We start from the raw sequence: 2128 nt of genomic DNA on the forward strand, positions 1-2128 counted from the left end.
GCCGGCCGCCGAGCCGCACCCGCAGCCCGGCCGCCTCGGCGGCCGGCTCCCCGGCGGGTACCGGCGCGGGCGGCCGGCGGCTCTGCGGGGTGAGGAGTTTCCGCAGGACGTTCATGCCCAACCACCTTGCTTGCGACGGGTCCTGCGCAGCAGCCAGAAGAAGAACGGGCTGCCGAACAGCGCGGTCAGCACCCCGAGCGGAAGTTCCGCCGGGTCCGCGACGGTCCGGGCCGCCAGATCGCCCGCGACCAGCACCAGCGCGCCGCCCAGCGCGCTGCCGGGCACCAGGAAGCGGTGACCGGGCCCGTTGGCCATGCGCAGCAGATGCGGCACGAGCAGCCCGACGAACGAGATGATCCCGGCGACCGCCACGGCCGCCGCCGTCAGCAGGGCCACGACCAGGACCAGCACCAGGCGCAGCCGCTCCACGTCCACCCCCAGATGGCGGGCGGGCCGCTCGCCGAGCGCGAGGAGGTCCAGCTTGCGCGCGTAGAAGGGGGCGATCAGCAGCCCGGCGGCGGCGCACGGCAGGACGGCCAGCACCTTGGGCCAGGTGGCCTGGGCCAGCGAGCCGAGCTGCCAGAAGGTGATCTGGGTGATCTGCGCGTTGTCCGCGAAGAAGATGAACAGGCCGATCAGCGCCCCGGCGAAGGCGTTGACCGCGATGCCGGTGAGGATCAGCGTCACCACCTCCGTCCGGCCGCCCGACCGCGACAGCGCGTACACCAGGAGCACCGTCAGCAGTCCGGCGGCGAACGCGCAGACGGTGATGGTCCAGTTGCCGAAGAAGCTCAGCCCGAGCGCGATCGAGCCGACCGCGCCGACCGCCGCGCCGGCCGAGATCCCGATGACGCCGGGTTCGGCGAGCGGGTTGCCGAACACGCCCTGCATCAGGGCGCCGGCGCAGCCGAGCGAGGCGCCGACCAGCAGCGCCAGGACGACCCTGGGCAGCCGTACGTTCCACAGCACGCTCTCGCCGACCCGGTCCAGCGCGTGTCCGCCGAGCCCGATCCGGTGCTGGACGGAGGCGAGGACGTCACCGAGCGGAATGCCGTACGCGCCGAGCCCGGCGGAGAGCAGGCAGCACACGGCCAGCGCGGCGAGGAGCCCGGCGGTGAGCGGGACGGCGGGGGAGCGCCGGACGGCCGTCACCGGCTTCGCGGCCTCCCCGGTGGCCGCCGTCATCGGCCGGCCCCGCTCTCCGGGTGGAGCTGGGCGACGATCTCGGCCAGGACCCGGTCGGTGCGCGGGCCGTAGTTGAGCAGGACGCCGTCGTCGACGGTGACGATCCGCCGGTCCATCCCGGCCGGGGTCTCCGCGACGCCCGGAATCTTCACCAGGCCGTCGATCCCGCCCACCGAGTCCAGGCCCTTGGACATCACGAGGAGGGCGTCGGGCGCGGCCTCGGCCAGCGCCTCGCTGGTGATGGCGGTGAAGTCCTTCTTCAGTCCGGACGCCTTGCCCGCGTCCACCGCGCCCGCCGCCTCCAGCAGCGAACTCGCCCCGGACTCCCGGCCGCCCAGCAGGTAGACGGAGGCCGAGCCGCGCAGATACAGGAAGGCCACGCGCGGCTTCCCGGCGCCGTCGGCCGGTGCGGGCACGGTCCTGCGGACCGCGTCGATACGGTCCTCGGTGCGCCGCTCCAGCTTCGCCCCGGACTCCGGTACGCCGAGCGCGGCGGCCACCGCGCCGATCCGGCTGCCCACATCGGCCAGTTCCCTGGCGGGTTCGACGACCACCAGCGGAATCCCGGCGTCGCGGATCTGGCCGATGGCCTCGGCCGGCCCGGTGGTGGTGTCCGCGAGGACCACGGTGGGCCGCAGGGAGAGCACGCTCTCGGCCGACACGTCGTGGGCGCGGGTCACCACGGGCAGCTTCGCGGCCTGTTCGAAGGTGGCGGTGATGTCGCGAGCGACGACCCGGTCGCCGAGCCCCAGCGTGAACACGATCTCGCTCAGCCCGCCGGTGAGCGGCACGATGCGGTCCGCCGAGGTGACGGTGACCCGCTCGCCGTCCGCCGACGCCACGGTGGCCGGCAGCTTCGGCGCGGGGGTGCCGGTCAGCGGCTCGACGCGGTCCGCGTCCGCCGCCGGGGCGGTCCCGGCGGCGGTCTTCGCCGAGGGCGCTT

Annotated in this window: 2 protein-coding genes; both read right to left on the minus strand. The window is 74.8% G+C overall.

Going from position 1 to position 2128, the window contains the following annotated elements; all coding sequences use genetic code 11:
* Positions 1 to 111 precede the first annotated feature (111 nt).
* A complete protein-coding gene (locus MHW47_RS34850; protein WP_239227829.1) occupies positions 112 to 1185 on the minus strand; it encodes an iron ABC transporter permease in 1074 nt (357 codons plus the stop codon).
* A partial coding sequence (locus MHW47_RS34855) for a hemin ABC transporter substrate-binding protein (protein ID WP_239227830.1) occupies positions 1182 to 2128 on the minus strand: 947 nt, incomplete at its 5' end. The genes MHW47_RS34850 and MHW47_RS34855, both read right to left, overlap by 4 nt.

The sequence above is a fragment of the Streptomyces sp. OfavH-34-F genome (assembly GCF_022347745.1).
Lineage (GTDB): Bacteria > Actinomycetota > Actinomycetes > Streptomycetales > Streptomycetaceae > Streptomyces.